At 58.9% G+C, this 17,787-nt stretch carries 16 protein-coding genes and 1 riboswitch; of the genes, 1 reads left to right on the forward strand and 15 read right to left on the reverse strand.

The annotated features are described in order from the left end of the window. Window positions 1-3: 3 nt before the first annotated feature. From FLT43_RS11255 to cobD, 14 genes are all read right to left on the reverse strand, one after another. Complete coding sequence (locus FLT43_RS11255; RefSeq protein WP_087444815.1) at window positions 4-1,167, reverse strand: ABC transporter ATP-binding protein; 1,164 nt, start codon at window positions 1,165-1,167, stop codon at window positions 4-6. Window positions 1,168-1,502: 335 nt separating this feature from the next. Next, window positions 1,503-2,018: a DUF2179 domain-containing protein gene (locus FLT43_RS11260; RefSeq protein ID WP_087445410.1), complete on the reverse strand. Its 516-nt coding sequence runs from the start codon at window positions 2,016-2,018 to the stop codon at window positions 1,503-1,505. Window positions 2,019-2,388: 370 nt separating this feature from the next. Then, complete coding sequence (locus FLT43_RS11265; protein WP_087444814.1) at window positions 2,389-3,240, reverse strand: alpha/beta fold hydrolase; 852 nt, start codon at window positions 3,238-3,240, stop codon at window positions 2,389-2,391. 755 nt (window positions 3,241-3,995) lie between these two features. Next, window positions 3,996-5,609: a cobyric acid synthase gene (locus FLT43_RS11270; protein WP_087444813.1), complete on the reverse strand. Its 1,614-nt coding sequence runs from the start codon at window positions 5,607-5,609 to the stop codon at window positions 3,996-3,998. Between the two features lie 5 nt (window positions 5,610-5,614). After that, window positions 5,615-6,454, reverse strand: coding sequence for an adenosylcobinamide-GDP ribazoletransferase (cobS, locus tag FLT43_RS11275; protein ID WP_087444812.1), 840 nt, complete (start codon window positions 6,452-6,454; stop codon window positions 5,615-5,617). After that, entirely contained in the window at window positions 6,451-7,062 is a 612-nt protein-coding gene (gene cobU, locus FLT43_RS11280) for a bifunctional adenosylcobinamide kinase/adenosylcobinamide-phosphate guanylyltransferase (RefSeq protein WP_087444811.1), read from the reverse strand. The genes cobS and cobU overlap by 4 nt, the downstream gene beginning before the upstream one ends. Then, window positions 7,059-8,138 carry a nicotinate-nucleotide--dimethylbenzimidazole phosphoribosyltransferase gene (gene cobT, locus FLT43_RS11285; protein WP_087445409.1) on the reverse strand — a complete coding sequence of 360 codons (1,080 nt, stop codon included), beginning with the start codon at window positions 8,136-8,138 and terminating at the stop codon, window positions 7,059-7,061. The genes cobU and cobT overlap by 4 nt, the downstream gene beginning before the upstream one ends. Window positions 8,139-8,559: 421 nt before the next feature. Continuing rightward, window positions 8,560-9,495, reverse strand: coding sequence for an ABC transporter ATP-binding protein (locus tag FLT43_RS11290; protein ID WP_244194377.1), 936 nt, complete (start codon window positions 9,493-9,495; stop codon window positions 8,560-8,562). Then, on the reverse strand, window positions 9,492-10,535 hold the full coding sequence (locus tag FLT43_RS11295; protein ID WP_087445408.1) for a FecCD family ABC transporter permease: 1,044 nt from the start codon (window positions 10,533-10,535) through the stop codon (window positions 9,492-9,494). Before FLT43_RS11295 ends, FLT43_RS11290 begins: the two co-directional genes overlap by 4 nt. A gap of 20 nt (window positions 10,536-10,555) precedes the next feature. Next, the gene (locus FLT43_RS11300; protein ID WP_087444810.1) at window positions 10,556-11,551 is read right to left on the reverse strand and encodes an ABC transporter substrate-binding protein; all 996 of its coding nucleotides are present in this window, start codon (window positions 11,549-11,551) and stop codon (window positions 10,556-10,558) included. Between the two features lie 326 nt (window positions 11,552-11,877). Next, a riboswitch (cobalamin riboswitch) is annotated at window positions 11,878-12,099 on the reverse strand. A gap of 119 nt (window positions 12,100-12,218) precedes the next feature. Next, window positions 12,219-13,103 (reverse strand): histidine phosphatase family protein, encoded by an 885-nt coding sequence (locus FLT43_RS11305; protein ID WP_087444809.1) that lies wholly within the window; start codon window positions 13,101-13,103, stop codon window positions 12,219-12,221. Window positions 13,104-13,135: 32 nt separating this feature from the next. After that, window positions 13,136-14,098, reverse strand: coding sequence for an adenosylcobinamide-phosphate synthase CbiB (gene cbiB, locus FLT43_RS11310; protein ID WP_087444808.1), 963 nt, complete (start codon window positions 14,096-14,098; stop codon window positions 13,136-13,138). A 92-nt stretch (window positions 14,099-14,190) separates the two neighbouring features. Then, window positions 14,191-14,928, reverse strand: coding sequence for an adenosylcobinamide amidohydrolase (locus tag FLT43_RS11315; RefSeq protein WP_087444807.1), 738 nt, complete (start codon window positions 14,926-14,928; stop codon window positions 14,191-14,193). A 243-nt stretch (window positions 14,929-15,171) separates the two neighbouring features. Beyond that, entirely contained in the window at window positions 15,172-16,269 is a 1,098-nt protein-coding gene (gene cobD, locus FLT43_RS11320; RefSeq protein ID WP_087445407.1) for a threonine-phosphate decarboxylase CobD, read from the reverse strand. Between the two features lie 345 nt (window positions 16,270-16,614). Here cobD and FLT43_RS11325 point away from each other — a divergent pair, with 345 nt between their 5' ends. After that, entirely contained in the window at window positions 16,615-17,073 is a 459-nt protein-coding gene (locus FLT43_RS11325) for a phosphatase (protein ID WP_087444806.1), read from the forward strand. A 92-nt stretch (window positions 17,074-17,165) separates the two neighbouring features. Here the strand turns inward: FLT43_RS11325 and FLT43_RS11330 are convergent, their stop codons facing one another. Next, a complete protein-coding gene (locus tag FLT43_RS11330; protein ID WP_087444805.1) occupies window positions 17,166-17,723 on the reverse strand; it encodes a nitroreductase family protein in 558 nt (185 codons plus the stop codon). Between the last annotated feature and the right edge of the window lie 64 nt (window positions 17,724-17,787).

Below are 17,787 nucleotides of genomic sequence, written 5' to 3' on the forward strand. Positions count from 1 at the left end.
CGGTTACGCCTCCTCTCTGAACGTATTCGGCGCGCTCTCCATGATGGAAGGATACACGTCCGCCAAATGCTTCACGACGCTGCCGCGGGTAATCAAGCCGATGAACTTGCCGTTCTCGTCGACGACCGCCAAAATCGTAAGCCGATTGTCGTTCATAATCTGAACCGCCTCCGGCAGCGGCGTTCCCGGACGGACGAAGTAGCCGATCGGCCGCATCACATCCTTCACCCGCTTATTCTCCTCGCCGTATTGGTCCAGCACCTTATAAATGGATACGATGCCTTGCAGCTTGTCCTCACGGTCGACGATGAACAGCGAGTCCACCTTGCGGCTCTCCATCATCTTGATCGCTTCCGCCAGCCCCCGGTTCGGATACGCCGTGACCGGCTTCGGCACCATCACTTCATCCACTATCGGAATCTCGAAGCCGGACGCTCCTTCCAGCCGCTTCTGCCCAATGAACGTGCGGACGAAATCATTGGCCGGATGCCGAAGAATATTTTCCGGGGATCCGGTCTGTACGACCTCGCCATCCTTCATCAGCACGATCGTATCCGCGATTTTGATCGCCTCATCCATATCATGGGTGACAAAAATAATCGTCTTGTTCAACTCCTGCTGCAGCCGGATCAGCTCATCCTGCAGCTGCTCCCTGCTGATCGGATCGAGGGCGCTGAACGGTTCGTCCATTAAAATGATATCCGGATCGGCGGCGAATGCCCGGATGACGCCAATGCGCTGCTGCTGGCCTCCGCTCAGCTCGGAAGGATAGCGATCGCGGTACACTTCCGGATCGAGGTGAACGAGCCGCAGCAGTTCATCCACCCGTTGTTCGGTCTTGGCTTTATCCCATTTCTTCAATTGCGGGACGACGGCAACGTTTTTGCCGATGGTCATGTGGGGGAATAATCCGATGTTTTGAATGACGTAGCCGATATTGCGCCGCAGCTCGACAGCGTTCTGCTCGGCAATATCTTGGCCGTTAATGAGGATTTTTCCGCTTGAAGGGGTCATCAGACGGTTAATCATTTTCATCGTGGTCGATTTGCCGCAGCCGCTCGGTCCGATCAGGACGGTGAGCTCGCCCTTCTTGAATTCCAGATTGATGTCTTTCAACGCCTGAAAGCCACCTTCGTACACCTTATTCACTTGTTGGAATTGGATCATACACCATCACCTCTTTTTATAAAAAATATTGATAGAAGCTGTTGGCCCCTGCGGGTGCTGCCAAGTATGTAGATGAGTCCGGCCGGCCTGACATAGGAAGCAGTTATGTGTAATGTGTACGCGAATCAGCGCACGGAATAGAACGCGCCCTCGCTGAGAGCGCATCTACACATAAGCATACTTTATAATTACACCTATCCTGACCATATGAAACAAAAGACTTATATTTCGACAAAAACTCAGGTCTCTGGTCTTCATTATCTGCAATTTTTGGATTCTTATGTTTACCAAAAAAACCGTCCTTCTCCAACCACAATAAAAAAAGGCCTCGCGCCCTAACGGCGCGTGACCTTGGTCCAAAATCCTCCGTGAAGCTGTGTCGGCTCGGAGGTGACGATAAATGCTTTCGGTTCGATCTCCAAAATCGATTGTTGGAGCATACTGCGGTTCTTCCGCTTCGCCAGCACCTCAAGCATGAGCCGATTCCCGTCCCGGCCGCTTCCGATCCAGGAGGTAACGCCGAAGCCGTGATCCCGTAAATAATTCGGCAGCGGGCTGTCCGGATTGTTGACGATGACCTTGAAGACAACATAGCCGAGCGCGATTTTGTCCTCGATCCAGGAGCCGGCCAGCACCCCGATGCCGTACCCGACCGCGTACACGATCAGGCTGACCGGTTCGTCCAAATATTTGAGCACCATATTCAGGCCAAGCACATAGATGATAATCTCAACCGTGCTGATTGAGGCGGCCAAATACCGCTGTCCCTTCAAGGTCAATATCATACGCAGCGTGAAAAAAGAGACATAGATAATTTGTATCGTGAAAATGGCGATGAGAATCATAAACATGGCGTATTCCTTTCCTTCCGCCGATGCAAATGCAACGCGAGTAATATAGATCTTTACCCCTCTTCTCCCTTCCGGAAACGCAAACAACAAAGAGGGACCCCGGCCGGCTGCCAGACTCCCTTGATTGTAATCTCTTTACAGCTGCAACACAAGCGGCTTCTGGCGGACTACCTTTGCCAATTCAAGGCTTCAGGCCCTCCCCGTTGTTGGGTTGGCCGAAGGCATTGTTCTCCTTCGCCTGCCGTCCTTCCCGTCGCTTTGCCCATCCTTCCATGCGCCCTGCTCGTCCTCCCCCCTTCATGCCCCTCTTCCGTTCCGGCACGCTTGCGTCCCTTACCTGCTATCCGTCCCGCTCCCGCTTGAAACGGATCTACCTTCTTGCCAGCCTGCGGTCCATCCATCCGGCAATGATCGGCACAGTCCATTCGACATGCTCGATCAAAAGCATGTGCCCTGCATTGGCGACGACTGCCAAATCCTTCTCCGTCGTGGCCAGACTGCAAAAGACTTCCTTCGTATAGTCAAGCGGCAGCATGCCATCCTTGTCCCCCGTAATCACTAGCGTATGCAGGCTGAAGTCGTTGATATGCCGTTCATCAGGCACATACCCGAGAAAAGATGCCCATGAGCGGACCGACCACTTGCGGTGCCAAAGCTTATCCTTGAACATGGCCAGCAGCCGGAGCTTGTTGTCGAACAAATGCCATGTCATCCTCAGCCCCATCATGACGGGCAAAGAAATCATTCTCTCGGGCTCATGCCCGTATTTGCTTAGTAGGGAGTCAATGCGCGGCTTGTCTATCGATGCGGGCAGATTCCTAATATCCCATGCATTATGTAAAATAAGGCCCTTTAGTCTCGGCTCGCGGACCGCCGCGTAATAAGCAACCGACGCCCCGAAGCTCGTGCCGAACAAATAGACCTCCTGCCCATACTTGCGTATCGCGGCGTCCACGACATCAAGCGTGTCTTCTAGAAGCTCCTCATACATGTGAAGCCCTCGCTCCCCCAAGCTCTTGCCATGCCCGCGAAGGTCGACAGCGACAACTCGCAGTCCTTCCCTCCTCAACCGGCTCATCAGGCGGGTATAAAAGCCCGCATGCCAGCCGATGCCATGGACAAGGACAACCGTCGCCTTGGCATCTTCAACGCCGGCTACGGTCAGATGAAGGTCTGGCGCTCCCTCGCGCACAAGCCATTCGGTGTCGAATCTATCCTTCATATCTCCCGCTCCCTATGCCATCGTCTACTGGACGCGCGCCGGTTCGTGTTCTTAGATGGCTTCCTATTTTATGAAAAGCTGCCGCGCTGCCATTCTATTGATTTATTATGATAATCATTATCAATTATGTTGTCAAACGAGGCTTTGCTTAGGACATGCATTATGAACATGGTGAGGGAACATGCTCCATGAACAATGCTCTATGAATACGCTTAATGAACATGGTGAGGAACATGCATGGGAACAGAGGATGAGGAACGGTTTCTGCCCCTTACGACCACTCTCCCATCGGGTCAGAATCCCGGGAGGCACGAAATATAGAGAGGGCACGATACATCGGAAGGACACGATATGTCGGCAGAGACAAGTCACCGGGAGGCACTCTCCATGGAGCGAGGACACTACATCGGACAAGCGCGATACATCAGGAGGTACGATATGTCAGAAGAGCACCAGAGCGCTATACATCGGGAGGCATAATACCTCGCGGGGCATAATACATCAGAAGAACACCGAGGCGCTACACATCGGGAGAAGACGACTTATCGGGAGGGCACGATACCTCGGGGACAGAAGCACTTTTGAGCAGGACAGATTCTGAGTAAAAGGGAGAGTACTCATAGGAGCTTGAGCCCCCTCCCCCCGCCAATTAAGCGGACGCCACAAGCCCGGCACCTGCAGCGCAAGCGCCGGGCTGCCCGCTGTCCGATTACCATCCAGCGGGGAGGCGGCATTGCTGCCCATCCCCTTCTGGACTACTGTGGATCCGTAATCCGCAATATACGATAGATCCGCTCCATATCCAAGTTGCTGCGAGCCCGATCCGCCAGGCGGTCGAAGGCAGCCTCCCGCTGGCCGGCAAAGTTCAATTCGACGGGCAGAGGCGCAAGCCCCTTCGCCTCGCGTAGCCTGTTCAACCAGCCCCTGCGGAAGGCGTCATTATGGAACAAGCCATGCAAATAGGTGCCCATGATGCGCCCATTCGGATGCAGCAAACCGTCATGCCCGATGCATGCCGTATCTGCCTCGACCGCAGCCCGCAGTTCCAGCAGCGGTTCAGCCAACATATCCGTCCCTGTCGGCAGCGAACGGCCCATATGAATCTCATAGCCTTCCATAGGGCAAGCCTCAAGCGCCGTCCCGCGCAGTCCGGAAGCGATGACCGTTCCCTGGACGCGCTCCGTCCGCTTATCGGCAGCGAACACCGTCTCCATCGGCAGCAGCCCCAGGCCGTCGATGACCGCGCCCGCTTCGGCCTCCGCTCCGTACGGATCGCGCAGACACTCGCCTAACATTTGATAGCCTCCGCAAATGCCCGTCACGACCCCTTCCTTCGCATAAGACACCAACGCGTCGGCCAGCCCGTTCTCTTGCATCCAATGCAAATCGGCCATCGTGCTCTTGGTCCCCGGAATAATGATGGCATCCGGAGCGCCGAGCTCTTCGGGCTTGCGAATATAGCGAATGCGCACATCGCGCTCGGCGGCCAGCGGATCGATGTCGGTGAAGTTGGAGATGCGGGGCAAGCCCACGACCGCAATATCCAGGTCGTTCTCCGGGAGCACCTTCCCCTTCCACTGCTCCAGCGCGACTGAATCCTCCGCTTCAATGTCCAGATCGTCGGCATAAGGCAGCACGCCGATCACCGGAATACCTGTGCGCTCTTCGAGCCAGTCGAGCCCGGGCTGCAGCAGCGTGACGTCGCCACGGAATTTGTTGATGATGAATCCTTGAACGCGCTCACGTTCATGCGGCTCCAGCAGCTCCAAGGTGCCGACGATCGAAGCGAACACGCCGCCGCGATCGATGTCCGCGACGAGAAGGACAGGAGCCTCCGCCCAGGCAGCCATGTTCATATTGACGATATCATTTTGCTTCAGATTGATTTCGGCCGGGCTGCCTGCCCCCTCCATGACGACAATATCGTAGGCGGCACGCAGCCGGTTCACCGCGTCCACCACGGTCCGCTTCGCTTCGGGCAGGAAGCCGGAACGGTAATCGCGGGCGCTCAGGTTCTTATAAGGCTTGCCATGGACGACGACCTGCGAATGCATGTCCTTCGTCGGCTTGAGCAGCACCGGGTTCATATCGGTCGTCGCCGCGATGCCGCAAGCTTCTGCCTGCACGCCCTGCGCGCGCCCAATTTCCTTGCCGTCCGGCGTCACATACGAATTGAGCGCCATATTTTGCGACTTGAACGGGGCTACCCGGAACCCGTCCTGCTTGAATATGCGGCATAGCGCCGTCGTCACGACGCTCTTGCCGACGTCGGAGGCGGTTCCTTGCAGCATGATCGTCCGCCCCTGCGGCCGTTCTTCCGTCTCCTTCGCCCGTTCCGCGCCTTGCCCGGCGCCGGATTTCTCGCTCATATCCTTCACCCTTTCCCGGTTGCCGCCAGGAGAAGCAGCAGCAAGCCGACGGTCTCCGTCCATTCGTTAATCGCGCCGTACGTATCTCCGGTCAGCCCGCCCAGCTTGCGCGACAAGTATTGCATCGGCAGGCAGGCCCCCGCCGTGCACAGCAGCGGCGCGGCGACGCTCATCATGATGGCGGCATCCGAAGACGAGAGTCCCAGTCCCGTGAGCACGCCCAGGCTCGATCCGGCATCTGCCGTTCCCGATGCTGCGACGGCCAGTGCGGCAAGCGCGAAGCCTAGCAGATAGGCGATCGTGACATGCCCGGCCTTCACGCCAAGGAAATACCCGCCGAGTCCCTCTTCCGGTCGCGCCTGAGGCTTGCTCGCCAGTGCCAATACCATCGTGACACGCGACCAGATGAACGGAACGATAACCCAGCCGTTCCACAAGCCCAGCTCCATCAGAGAGACGAGGAGCGTCCATTTGAGCAGCAGCAGCAGAACGCATGCGATGACGCCCATCGCGCCGCTGCGGCTATCCTTCATAATCTCCAGCATCCGTTCGCGGGAACGCGAGCTGAGCACGCCGTCGGCCGTATCCATCCAGCCATCCATATGCAACCCGCCCTGAAGCGCAACGGCCAGGGTAAGCGTCAGCGCAGCCGCCGGGAAGACGGGAAGCAGATGCTGGAGTCCCCAGCCTGCCGCCCAGACCAGCCCGCCGATGCAGAAGCCCGCCAGCGGGAAGAAGTAGGTGCTTCGCTTCAGCACCTCGTTCGTGAACGGCACCGAGAACGGAACGGGAATTCGGGTCAGAAATTGCATCGCAGCGACGAGTCCTTGCCATGTCCGCTTCATAGCTGCACCTCCCGGCTCTTCAGCTCGATCGGAATGCCTGCCGTCACCAGATACACTTCATCCGCCTTGCCGGCGATGCGCTGGTTCAAGCGGCCGGCCGCATCACGGAACATCCGGCCGAGCTTGTAGACAGGAACAATGCTGTCCCCGACTTCGTTCGTAACCATCACCAGCGTGCCGCGGAAGCGGCCAGCTTCCTCCGCAAGCCTTTCGATGCGCGCCTCCAGATAGCGCTCGGCTTCCAGGCTCTCTCCCCATTGCCGCTCCGCCTGAAGCAGCTCGTTCGACAGCCAGAGCGTCAGGCAGTCGATGAGTACGGCCGGCCCCTCATAGGCGGCCTCTGCATCCGCGCTGGTGATGGCGAGCCATTCCGGCAGCTGGAACGGCTCGTTCACCGTCTTCCAGCCGTAGCCCGATTGCTCCCGGTCCGACTGGTGGCGGCGAATCCGTTCGCGCATCTCGTCATCATGGGCTTCCGCGGTCGCGACGTAGATGCCTCCATCCAGGATGCGCTTCATGAACAGCCGCTCCGCGAATCCGCTCTTGCCGCTCCGCGCGCCGCCCGTTACGAGGACAAGCTTATTTCCTTCGTCGGCCGTACCCGTCATTCTTGTCCCTCGCTATCGTCGGTGTCTTTGTTGGATACGCCCGCTTGGGCGAAGGTCGCCATCTCTTGCATAATGCGCAGCGCAGCGTCGATAATCGGGAACATCAGAGCGCCGCCCGTTCCTTCGCCGAGGCGCATATTCAAGTGCAGGCCCGGCTTCAGGCCAAGCTCGGCCAGCAAGGCGGCATGACCGCGCTCTTCGGACAGATGCGAAGCGATTAGATAAGGCTGCGCCGCCGGGGCGAGCCGCACCGCTGCCAGCGCCGCCGCACTGGAGATGAAGCCGTCGACGACGACCGGGAGCCGATGGGCCGCCGCGCCGAGAATGACGCCGGTCAATCCGGCGATCTCCAGCCCGCCGACCTTCGCGAGCACATCCAGCGCATCGTTGCGATCAGGCTGGTTCACTTCGAGCGCCTGGCGCACAACGTTGCATTTATGCGCCCACTGCTCATCGCCGATGCCGGTTCCCCGGCCGACCGTCTCTTCCGGCGCCAGTCCGGTCAAGGCGCACAGAATAGCGGCGCTCGGCGTCGTATTGCCGATGCCCATTTCCCCAGTAGAGAACATGCGATTGCCAGCCTGAACGCATTCGTCCACCGTGTCGACGCCGGCCAGTATCGCCGCCACCGCCTCGTCCCGGGTCATCGCCGGGCCTTGGGCCATGTTGCCGGTTCCGCGGCGCACCTTGCGCGATTGCAGCTGCGGATGGCTCAAATCGGCGTTAACGCCGACATCGACGCAAATGACCTCGGCTCCGGCCTGACGCGCCAGCACATTGACGGCTGCGCCGCCGGCAAGGAAGTTCATTACCATCTGCGGGGTCACTTCGGCCGGGAAGGCGCTGATCCCTTCCGCGCATACGCCATGATCGCCCGCCATCACAACAATCGCCTTTTGCTTAAATTCAGGGGTGACTGTCCCCGTAATGCCGGCCAGTTGAACCGCTATCTCCTCCAGCAGCCCGAGGCTCCCCGGAGGCTTCGTCAGCTGATTTTGATGCGCAGCGGCTGCCTCCATCGCCGTCTTGTCCACACCAGAGATCCGCCCAATTACTTCGCTAAGCCGTTCATTCATCGCATTCATCTCATTCATCTCATTCATCTCCGTCTTCACATAGTTGGTTGCTAGCTGTCATTGCCATTGATGTTCATCCCAATTACAGAAATGATTCTTCTCCTGCGTGTTCGTCACTCCATTTCCCGCCATGCCGTGGAATCAGCCTGATTCCCGTTCATGGCTTCCTCGTTACCGGATCTCGCCGCTTTCACGACCCCGTAACCTGCACGTTACCGCTCCTTCATGCTGTCGTTGCTTCTCATTGACGCGTCTTCACGACGCTGCTGTCTTCACGTTGACGCGCCCTTCACGACGCCGCTCCATTCACGTTGTCTCTGCCTTCACGTTGACGCGCCTTCATGACGCCGCTGCATTCACGTTGACAAGACTTCATGACGCCGCGGCCTTCACGTTGTCGCTGCCCAATCTCTCGTCGCCTTCATGCTCTGGCTGCTTCATCGTCCACTGTTCTGGCTTCCTCTTCCTTCTGTGCCTCTGTTCCCGCCTTCTGTTCTGCGTCCGTATGGGCCGGACACATTAGCAGCTGCGGACGGCCGTTCCCCGGATGCGGCACGATGGCGGCGCGGGTATCGAAGTAGCGTGCGATGACATCCGGAGACATCATCTCTTCCGGAGCGCCATCGGCTGCGATGCGCCCCTCATGCACGACGACGAGCCGGTCGCAATACAACGCTGCAAGATTCAGATCGTGAAGCACGGAGACGACCGTCAAGCCGCAGTCCTGCTGCCAGTCGCGGACGACATCCATGAACTGCACCTGATACCGGATGTCCAGATAGGTCGTCGGCTCATCCAGCAGCACGATAGACGGCGACTGCGCCATCAGCTTCGCCAGGGCGACACGCTGGCGCTGACCGCCGCTGAGCCGGTCGATCGGCCGCTCCTCCAGTTCCATCAGCTGCAGCCGCTCCATAATCGAATCGATATAGGGTCCGCTGTCCTCCGCCTCCGAGCCGAACCAGGATTGATACGGGAAGCGGCCCATCTCAACAACCTCGCGGACCGTGTATCCAATCGGCGGAAGCGACTCCTGGAGCAGGACCGCCATCGTTTGCGACAGCGATTTGCGCGTGTAGGAGCGCAGGGTGCGCCCCTTCAGCTCGATGCGCCCGCCAGCAGGAGAATCGGCGCCGGACAGCAGCGACAGCAGCGTCGACTTGCCGCTGCCGTTCGGCCCGATGATGCCGACCCATTCCCCGGCGCGGACGGTCAAGGAGACATCGTTCAGCACCGTTCGGCTGCCGTAGCTTTTGCTGATATGCTCGGCCTGAAGAATCGGCTCTCCCGGGCGGATCTGCCCGGATGAGGCCCCCGGCTTCGCTGTAAGTTCCCGATGCGCGGCTCCCGTCTTCATGACCATCTCCTCCGTTTCGACCGTTTATTTCGGATTAGCAGATACGCGAAGAACGGAGCGCCGATGAAGGCGGTCACCACGCCAAGCGGTATTTCCGTTGGCGCCAGCGCCGTCCGCGCGATCGTATCCGCCCACATGACATAGATCGCTCCGCCTACAGCCGAGAACGGCACGATCAAGCGATAGTCCGGGCCGACCAGCAGCCGAATCATGTGCGGGACGACGAGCCCGACGAAGCCGATAACCCCTGATACGGAAACGGCTGCCGCCGTAATAAACGTCGACACGAGCAGAACGACCCACTTCGTGCGCTCGACATTGAGTCCGAGATGAGACGCCTGCCGCTCCCCAAGGGCAAGCAGGTTGAGCGGACGGGCATAGGCGATCAGGGCGATGAGCCCGATCGCCATATACGGCGCCAGCACGGCAGAAAAAGACCAGCCCCGCAGCGCCAGGCTTCCCATGACCCAGTACAGAATCTCGTTGATCGTCTGCTTCGACATCGCGACGAGGAAGGAGACGATCGAGCCTAGGAACGCCTGCGTAACGACCCCGGCCAGAATCAGCGTCTCGATCGGGATCTTGCCGTCTTCTCTCGCCAGGCGCATGACGGCCAATAGCGTCAGCGTGCCGGTCACGAAGGCGACGATCGGAACCGTCCACTGGCCGAGCAGCGCATACTGCAGGCCGAAGTAGATCAGGAACGCGGCGCCGACGGAGGCCCCGGAAGACACGCCCAGCGTGTACGGATCTGCCAGCGGATTGCGCAGCACGCCCTGGAAGCCCGTCCCCGCCAGCCCCAGCGACGCGCCGACGAGCATCGCGAGCACGACGCGCGGGAAGCGGACCTTCAGCATAATGGTCGCCGAAGCATCGTCCCAGGTGACGGGAATGAGCGATTCCAGTCCGGGAACATGATGCAGCAATATTTTCGCAATCTCACCCATTGGCATCTTCACCGATCCGACGGACAGACAGCCTACAATAGATAAAAGGAGCAGCGCCAACATCGCTACTCCAAAGCCAAACCCTTTTTTCATCGATATGTCCATCCCATCATCTATTTGAACAAATCAGGATAGATCGCCTTCGCCACATCCTGCAGCGCTTCGGCCACACGCGGGCCCGGGCGGCTCAGCTTGTTGTTGTCCAGTCCGAACAGCTGATTGTCCTTGATCGCGGTGATGGCTTCCCAGCCGCTGCGTCCGCGGATAATGTCCTCCAGCGTCTTGTTCGTCTCGCTGTCGACAAGGTCCTTCGCGAACAGAATGACGTCCGGATTCTCCTTGATGATGTTCTCCTCATTAATCTGGTTCCAGCCGGTCATGTCCGCGGCCGCAATATTGACGCCGCCTGCCAGCTCGATCAGCTCATTCATGAATTCGCCGCTGCCGACGGTCCAGCCCGGAGAAAATTCAATATAAACCTTCTTTTTGTCGGTAACGCCCTTGACCGCTTCAGCGACGTCATCGCGCATCTTTTTCATCTGATCGGTAATCTCTTTTGCTTCCTTCTGATGATCGGTAATGAGACCATACAGCTCGATGTTGCTGATTACATCGTCATAGGTTTTCGGCTCGACCTTGAAAATTTCAATGCCCAGCTCGCGGAATTTGTTGACGGCTTCTTCCTTCATCGAGATGCCGCTAAATACGACATCCGGCTTCGCCGCAATGATCGCTTCCTCATTCGGTTTCGTGATGCCGCCCATTTTCGGCTTCTGCGTCGCTTCTGCCGGGTAATCATCATAATCGGACACGCCCACGATATTGTCGCCAAGGCCAAGGGCAAATAATGATTCCGTCTCTGCCGGCGATACGGAAATGATCCGTTCCGGCGCTTTGTCGAACGTGAATTCATGCCCGGTCGCATCCTTCACCGTCAGCGGATAGGTTGTCTTCGCGGCATCAGAAGCCGCATTGCCGTTCTCCTGCTGCTGCGCAGATTCTGGAGCCTTGTCCGCCTCCTTCGACGGAGCCGCTCCGCAAGCCGCCAAGCTCAAAGCCAGCACGGCCGCTGCCGCGACCGCTATCGTTCTGTTCCACCATTTGTTCATCATGTTTATCTCCCTCACTTACCTGAATATCATGCCTGCTTCATTGCCGAAGCAGTGCGAACGCCGTCCCTTCACGCGGAAGGGCTGGCTCCCAGTCTTCCTGGTGCGGCATCCTGCCTTACCAACTTTTCCATCCGCTTCGAGGCGGAATTGTCAAAGAGCGCACAAATACAAAACCCCCGATCCTAGGATCGGGGGAACGCAGTCTCCTGGATAGGACCTTCCGAACTGAACTGCAAAGCCATCTCACGCCGTTAGACAGCATGACCGCTCAGCAGCAACAGGAAGTCCATTCCAATGACGCCGCTCCTCTCCGCGAAGGAAATAACTCGTCCTCCTATCGGGCAGGTCTCCTGACTTAGGAGCATCTTGCTGTGCTCGCCTTCCCATCAGCGGATTCACCTGAATCCGCGCAGACAGTGGCATTCTGAGCGCAGCACTCCATTTACAGTGGCGGGACCGTGCCGGATTCACACCGGCTTCCCTATTATCCTTGGGCACAAGCTCAATGCTCGTGCGGCGCAAGGACCCGATAGATTACTATTCGCTTGTCTTTCCATCATAGCTTGACTATTGATTATAGGGGAATTACCCTATCCTTGCAATAACATTCCTCACAAACTTCAGGGCATCTATCTGTTCCCTCGCTCACCCGCCGCTCGCTCCATCAAGGAAGCCGCTCCGCCCGCAGGAACTTCCAGCGGCGGGGAGACTTTGCAGCCGTAATCAAGATCCCTGCCCCGATCGGGACGGTCGCTTCCCAGAACGTCTTCTTCGGGAATGCGAGCGTGTACAGCCTCCGCACCATTCCTCCGTGCGTAACGACCAGCACATCAGGCCGCGCCTCATACGCGTTGCCTACCCGGCCTGGCCGCTTCCGGCGCAGCCGGGCCGTTCTGCAGCGCTCGCCGCCCGGATCAGAACCTTCCCTGTCCGGCTCGCATTCCCGCCGATGGCGCTGTCCGCGGGCGCCTTGTCCCGCCGCCACAGCCGTTTGTCTCCCGGCCTTCTGCAGAATCTCCCACCAGACATGCGCCGTCCGCGTGCTGAATGTCTGCCATGGCTCGCCGCGCGGCGGCTGAACGGAGGTCATATCATCCAGCCAGCGGCGGTAAGCCGGATCCTCCTTCAGGTCGTTGTACGTCAAGCCTTCCCACATGCCAAAATCGTATTCGCGCAGCCTCGTATCGACGTGAGCCCTTCCCGCATCGCGCGGACGCAGCTGAGCCAGCGTCTCGCGGCAGCGCCGCATATCGCTCGTATACAGGAGCGGCGCCGGATGGGCGACTGCCCTGCGCATCGGCCGCAGCACCTCTTCCGCTTCCGGGAGAAGCGGGCTGTCTGTATAGCTGATATACCGCCGCTCCACATTCGCCTGCGTCAGCGAATGTCTGACGAGCGCGAACCGCACGATGACGCTGGATGCGCCTGAACGGCGGCGGATATGCCGGGTGCCGCAGCGCGGAGGCTTGGGCCGGGCTTGTCGTCTAGCTCCTGCTTGACGCCGCTTGCGGCGAACGGGGGGAGCTTTGTATGTGCGCTTTTGTTTCATTTCATCCCATTACTCCTTCATTCGCCTTTCGTCTACAGGAGCCATCCGCCGCAGGCCCAGAGGACGCTTGCGGCCAGGATGGCGAAGAGCAGTGTGCTTCGGGTCAGCAGCCTGCACACTGCCGCAATATGTTCCCCTCCCGTCTCCTCGACGGGATCGCCCATATAGGCGCGGAAGGAACATACGCCTTTGTAACAATTCAATCCGCCAAGGCGGATGCCAAGTGCCCCGGCGGTTGCCGCTTCCGGCCAGCCGCTGTTCGGGCTCGGATGCTTCGGCGCATCGCGCAGCGCCGTCTTCCATGCCCGCTTCGCGTCATAGCCGAACAGGGCGCATATGACGATCAACAGCGCGGTCAAGCGCGCCGGTATCCAATTCGCCAGATCATCAAGCCGCGCGGAGGCGTAGCCGAGATTGGCGTATTTCTCATTTTTATAGCCGACCATGGAATCCAATGTATTGATAGCCCGATAGGCCATAGCCAACGGCGCGCCGCCGATAGCCGCGTACAGGAGCGGAGAGATGACGGCATCCATAATATTTTCAGCCACCGTCTCGACGGCAGCGCGGGTAATTTCCGGTTCATCGAGCGTCTCGGTATCCCTTCCTACGATCATGCCGACCTCGCGCCGCGCTCCCGCCAGATCACCTTCTACCAGTCGGCCATAGACGGCCATTCCGGCATCGCGGAGCCCTTTGGTGGCAATGGTCGTGCCGATGAGCAGCGCCTCAACCGCCGCGCCCAGCCAGACGTTGATAGCATAGAGCCCTGCCAGCACACCCCACGTCAAGGCAAATGCCCCGCCCGCCATCACTAGCGGTAGCAAGAAGCCCAGCGGCTTGAGCGCCGCTTCGGACGGAGCCGCTCTCCGGATAAGGCGTTCCAGTGCCGAGATCGCTTTCCCCATGCCGATGACCGGATGGGGGAGCCACCTTGGATCGCCAACGAGTCGATCCCATACATATGCTGCGATGATTATTATAGCCGCGATCATGATTGCTCACCTGACTCCTCTTGCCTGCAGCCCGTTCCTCCACCGCCGTGGCACCGTTCCCCGGCTGCCTGGCAGTGGCGCGCCTGCTTCTCTTATTCGAACAGCGGCCCGTCGTCTTCCCGCTGCGTGCGCACCGCCTCCGCCACGGTGCCGTACACCAGCCGCCCCACGGCGGCGCCCAGCGTCGTCGCGGTGCCCCCATAACGGTGCACGGCCTCGTAGCGTCCGCTGTCGGCGATCGCGATCGCCACCGCATCGGTGGTCGTTCCCGTCGCCACGCGGCCCGTCTCCTTGTCGATCACCCGCAGATCGTCCAACGCCGCGCACTTGGCTTCCGTAGCGGTAATGACCGCATTCCATACCGCCGCTTCCGCGAGCTTGCCGTCCAGCACGATGATCGTGTTGATCGTGCCCGGCTTCAGCGGCTCGTAAGCGGAGTATACCTGCCGCGGCAGCCCGGCGCGGGCGGCGTTGCCCGTTCCGGCCGTCGTGACGCACAGCAAGGAGAAGCCGTCGCCCTCCTCTTCCATCACGGACGCATGGGTCACCTTCGCCGCCGTCATCAGGCCGACCGTCGTCGCCGGCGCGTAGCCTTGCTGGAGGCATATCTCCTGCATATATGCGGCCGGATCGGAGCAATCGAACCCTGTCCGAACCATCCGGTTCATGATGCGCGACGCCAGCTTGGAGCCGCCGTTCCATACCGCGCTGCTCCATACCGGAGTCCGCTCCGGCAGTTCCACGGTCATGGTCTCGCTGCCCCAGCATACCGTCACGCCGGACATAACTTCCGATGCATAGCTGCGAATGCCTTCGCGGCAAGGCTGCATCACGCTTCCCCCTTGCTTGTCCGCTCCGTCTGCGTTCTGTCTTCACAGAGCTTAAAAGGTGCTGATTTTCCTGGCACCTTCCCGGTTTTGAAAACCCGGCTTTTTGAACACGCACTTCCAGAGCGGGCTTCATCAAAATGATCTATCGACCCGATACCGGACATCCTCACAACTCGTTCCTCATATCCTCGCAATGAGCAAAGCCAACAGGAGAAGGCCTCTGCACATTGCAGGATCCACATCTTATAAATGTAACACAGCTTGCAGGGCCTCGACTAGACGTTTATTTGCCTGACGATCCTTCACCGCGATGCGGAAATGTCCGGCCCCCAGTCCTGCATACCCGTCACAATTGCGGATCAGGACTCCCCGGCGTCCAAGTTCTTCCTGCAAGCGCCGGGCGCTCCACGGCGCCGCGGCCTCAACGAGCAGGAAGTTCGCCCGGCTCGTCCACAGCCGCAGGCCAAGCGCGGTCAACTGCCCGCATAGCCATTCCCGCTCGCCGGCAATCAGGCTTCGGGTCCGTTCCGCATAGTCATCCGCCGCTTCATCAAGCAGCAGCGCTTCCCCCGCAGCCAGCGCCAGCCCGTTCACGCTCCACGTGACCTGCTTCGAAGCAAGCGCGCGAATTGTATCCGGATGGCCCGCCGCATACCCAAGGCGAAGGCCGGGGATAGCGTAGAACTTCGTCAGCGACCGGATGACAAGCACGTTCCGGCTGGCTGCCGCGAACCGCAACAGACTCGCCTCCTCCTCATCCGGGAGAAAATCGATGAACGCCTCATCCATAATCAGCAGCGTGCCGTTCCGCTCCGCCAGCCGGCCCGCATCCTCCAGCACCCGCCGTTCGTATACGGCGCCGGTCGGATTATTCGGCTGGCCGAGGAAGACGACATCGGCATCCGCCATCAGCCGTTCCAGATCAGGCCAGTCTGCCAGGTAATCCCGGGAGGCTTGTCCGATGACACGCACGACGTCAGCGCCGAACTGCCGCGACAGCGCCTCGTATTCCGAGAAGCATGGCGCCACCACGCCGACAGCGCGCGGCGCGTGCGCCAGAATCGCCAGCGCCATGCATTCGGCCGCGCCGTTGCCGATCAACAGCTGCTCGCTGCCCACCTGAAGGCGGCGTGACAGCGCCTCCTTCATCCGCCGGTGCCCCGGATCAGGATAATGAATAATGCCCTCCAGTTCCTCCGCGAGCCGCGCCATGACGGACGGCGGCGGTCCGAGCGGATTGATGTTCGCGCTGAAGTCCACGAACTCTCCGCTCGATCGTCCGAAAGCCTCCGCGGCCGTCCATACGTCCCCGCCATGCCCAAACCGTTCAATTGTGACCATAAGCCCCTCCTTGAAGACGGACAGACGGTCGCGTACAATATCTCTATAGCGATTGTTCCAACGGAACTTCGCCATCGTCAATCGGTCCGGTCTGCCCTTGTTCTGCCGTACGCTCCGTACTCCCCAGGTCCAGCCTGAAGGCAGACGGAGGAAGCAGGATGCGCATGATTTCTCATGGTACATTATGCGTAACGCAGACCCATTCGTCAAACGGTTTTTCCTTTTCTACGAAATGCCGAAAAACATTGGCACATCGCACACTGTAACGCTACTGTTAAATGCTGTATAATCACATTGCAGACCGGTATTGGCGCAATGCTATGTCAAGCTCAAGGAGGTTCAATTATGTCGGTGCATCACAAAACATCATGGGCATCCCTGGGCGCCGCCATTATCGTCACCACCTATTACGGGGTGATACTGTTTCGCCTCAAGGGTGACATCGGTTTGTACAGCACAGAGATGATGGCGCTGGCCCGCAATGTTTTCGGCGTCGCCGCCGTCGTGCAGGCCGTCATGTACTTCGTGAATTTCATGTCCAAGGACGAGCCGGAGGACAAGGAATTGTCACGTCTGATCTCGCTGCAGGCGAACCAGATGGGATTGATCTTCCTCGTATTCTCGGTTGCCTGCTGCGCGGCCTATCTGATCTATGTGTCCGATACAAGTACTCTGCTGCTGTCCCCGCTCGTCAGCGCCCATTTGCTGGTCAGCGTGCTGTTGGCCGCCTGGATCATCAAGTATACGGTCGAACTGTTGCTGTACTACCGCTATCTGAAAACCGACTCCTCAGACCTTTCCTAATTATGAAAACGATTACTTTCGTTCCTGACATTGACAACATGAAGCAAGCGCAGCGGCCCTAGGCCCTGCGCTTGTCAGTTCAGAGTATGATTTTAAAATAGCTCGGTGAAGCGTTCCGACGCGTTCGTACGCGGGCGCGCCGGCGGAATCTCATCGAAATGCCCCATGCGCAGCACCCCAACGATTTTCTCGCCCGGCTGCACTCCTGCCATTTCACGGAACTTGCGATTATAAATATAGTCCCCGGTGTGCCACAGCATTCCGAGCTCCTGCTCCCACGCCAGCAGCTGGAAGTTCTGAATCAGGGCGCTTACGGCCGCCAGATCCTCTTCCCAAATATGCGGCCGCGGATCCTCAGGCATGACGACGATAAGGTAAGCAGGCACGGCCAGGTTCGTCCGGATGAACTTCGTCTTCTGTTCTTCGTCCCAGCCCCTCATTTTCGTTCCTTCGACCAGCTCTATTACACAGCGCACGAGCCGATCCTTCGCCTCTCCCGACGCATAAATGAACCGCCACGGCTCGCGCAGCCCGTGATTGGGGGCCCAGACGGCATCATTGAGCAGGGAAAGCACCAGTTCCTTGTCGACAGGCCGATTTGAAAATCGATGAATGCTCCGGCGTTCCCGGATTGTATTTGCAATTGACATTGTTTGTCCTCCTTGAATCCCTATTTACTCTCATACTCTTTCTATGCATCCGATATCCTCATTA

It is taken from the genome of Paenibacillus thiaminolyticus (assembly GCF_007066085.1).
In the GTDB taxonomy this organism is placed as follows: Bacteria; Bacillota; Bacilli; order Paenibacillales; family Paenibacillaceae; genus Paenibacillus_B; species Paenibacillus_B thiaminolyticus.